The sequence below is a fragment of the Okeania sp. SIO2B9 genome (genome assembly GCF_010672505.1).
GTDB classification, from domain to species: Bacteria; Cyanobacteriota; Cyanobacteriia; order Cyanobacteriales; family Microcoleaceae; genus Okeania; species Okeania hirsuta.
This window is the reverse complement of sequence record NZ_JAAHGK010001040.1, coordinates 1-2,777: the sequence shown is the minus strand read 5'-3', so window position 1 is coordinate 2,777 and position 2,777 is coordinate 1. Positions and strand designations below refer to the sequence as shown.

Sequence of the window (2,777 nt, the reverse complement as noted above, 5' to 3'; positions counted from 1 at the left end):
GTCGGGAGGTAGACAAACATCTTGATCGAAGCGGATCAACATTTATTTATGTAAGGGGGTGCTTTCCGCCCCACCCTGTGGAGGAGTGGGGAAACCAGCACCCCCTTACCAACCCCCTTATGGTTGTTTGATGGGGGTTTAATTCTAGTTATTATCTAGTATATGTATTGCAGAAGGAAGGACTGAAGTTGGAAAAATCTTGTGTTGTCTGAGTTTTAAGTTTTTCATATGTCCACACCCTTTCCTTCCACTGCTATACATACAACATACTTTTATTTTTACCAACATTAATCATAGCATAATGTAACTATTTATATTTGTCTCAAATTAGCAAAAATTTAAGTGTTTAATATGGCCTTTAGGTGGCCTTTTGATCATTTCGTAATACTTTTACTATATTTTGTTGACTCTAAAGAATTGAATCAGTGAAAATTTATAGGTGTATGAGAGATACCCAAGGGAAGTCAATCCGTGTCTACAGACTCCTTATAAAAGTGCAAAGTTAAAAATATTAACCGATCGCTGAAGGTCGTCAATATATCTTGATTGCGCCTTTTCAATACTTCAATAACTAATATGTATCCTAACTTCTGAAAAGGGGGTATATGAGAAATTCATAGTGCAAAAAAATGTTTAAGTGGCTATCACTCCTAGAATTTACATCATAAATATTAATTTAACTTAATTTGTTTAGAGGTCTGATAACTTAACATTCCTGAGAGGTTCATTAGCTTTTGAATTTTGTAATTTAATTAGTAAAATATAGCAAGGCTTTGATCGTTTATAAATTTTTAGCAATCCTATTTAAGTTGTAATATTTTGGTAACAGTTAGGGAGCAGTCATCAGGAGTCATAATTGTAAAGGTTTTCAGTTCCAATTAACTATTATAAAAATTGTCACAACCAATGCGCGGATTGCTATATATAAGGCGACTGTCAAAAACATTGTCCACATAGTAAATATACTTAGATTTAGTAGTGTAGAATAATTTATATATATGATCATAGATGTCAATCAACTATAACTATAAACGATGGTGTTTTTTCAGCGACTTATTTTAATATTATTAATCAAGAAATTGATTAATAATATTAATTTTATGATAAAATTAACGTAGTTTTACTGTTTAAATATTTATGATCATTATCTAGTTTATTTGATCATATGAAACAAAAAAACCACTGATTTTAATGCAATCAATACAATAAAACATTTTTAAAATGTATTAAATAATTATTTTCTGTTCAAATATTAAGAATCATAATATAATATGATTAACGGAGAAAATATTAAAATAATTTTATTGTATTGTCATTTTCTTGAGAGGAAAAACTAATCTAGAAAGTTAAGCAGATGGCCACAAATGATGTTGTCAAATATTCATAACTCGAATGGTGATCGAGTTTTCATATTGAACCTTTAAGATTCATGTCTGCAAACAACAAAATAATCAAATTAGCACAAGAAATAGACATCCTTAGTCAAAGAATGGCAACCGGCAACCTATTATTAAATAGCCATGCAAAACAAGGAAACATTTATATATTTTATGGTAGATTACTCTATACTACTGGTAACTTTCATAGAGTGAGACGTTGGCAACGAGCGATAGAATTGCACTGTCCTAAATGGAAACCCATAACTTTACAACTATCAGATCAAGAAAAACCTTGGGAATATATTCTACTATATGATGGAATAACAAGAGATGAAATTACTCTTTATCAGGCTAAAAAAGTCATTCGTACTGTCACATTAGAAATATTATTTTCCCTGAGTCTTTACGTAGATCTAACATGCCAGTGGGAGCAAAGTCCAGATAATAAATCAGAATTATCTTTAGGTTTAGCTCTATGCTATAGAGAACTAGAAGAAATTTTTAGTAAAGTTAATAAAATGCAAAATTTATGGCAAAAAGCAGGTTTCAATAGTCTTAACCCCAATCTTGTTCCTGTCATGACAAAAACTGTTAAACCAGAAGCTTTATCTGGTTGGGGTAAATACTTACATGGGGACCTAACTATATGGGATATTGCCTATCAACTAAGAAAATCAGTATTAGCTGTAACTAAAACTTTATTTCCTTTAGTCAAAAAAGGATTAGTTCAATTAAAAACAGTACCAGACTTATCAACATCACCTATAAAATCATCTTTAACAACAGCTAATTCTCAGAAAAGTACAGACAAAACTACATCCAAAAAACAATCATTAATTGCTTGTATTGATGATAGCCCAGTAGTGACTGAAACATTAAAGAAAATTGTGCAACCTGCTGGTTATAGGTTTATCAGTATACAAGATCCAATTAAAGGATTTGTTAAAATAGCTGAATATAAACCAGATTTAATTTTTCTTGACCTAGAAATGCCTCATGCAAATGGTTATACTGTCTATCAATTTTTACGCAAAGCACCAGCATTTGAAAAAATACCAGTCATTATTTTTACCCATCGAAATAATGTGATAGACCGCAGTCGGGCTAAATTAATAGGAGCAGCCGACTTTTTGAGTAAGCCTCCTAAACCAGAAGAAATCTTAAAAATGATCCAAAAACATTTGCCTAACACTTAAAAATTCAACTGGCAAACAAAAAATTTATTAATATAAGTAAAATTTTGGACAAACATTAAATAACAATTAGAAAGTTATGAAAGCAAGTATATTAATTGTAGAAGATAACCCAACTGAAGCTAGTATTTTGACTGAATGTCTACAAAAGTCAGGATTTGATGCATTGAGCGTAACCACAGCAAAGCTTTAGCTGCCTCTGCTG

2 protein-coding genes are annotated in these 2,777 nt (G+C 30.9%); both read left to right on the top strand.

Features of this window, described 5'->3' with window-relative positions:
- Positions 1-1,429 precede the first annotated feature (1,429 nt).
- On the top strand, positions 1,430-2,575 hold the full coding sequence (locus F6K13_RS26965) for a response regulator (RefSeq protein WP_287288986.1): 1,146 nt from the start codon (positions 1,430-1,432) through the stop codon (positions 2,573-2,575).
- A gap of 76 nt (positions 2,576-2,651) precedes the next feature.
- A complete protein-coding gene (locus F6K13_RS26960; RefSeq protein WP_287288985.1) occupies positions 2,652-2,765 on the top strand; it encodes a response regulator in 114 nt (37 codons plus the stop codon).
- Positions 2,766-2,777 lie beyond the last annotated feature (12 nt).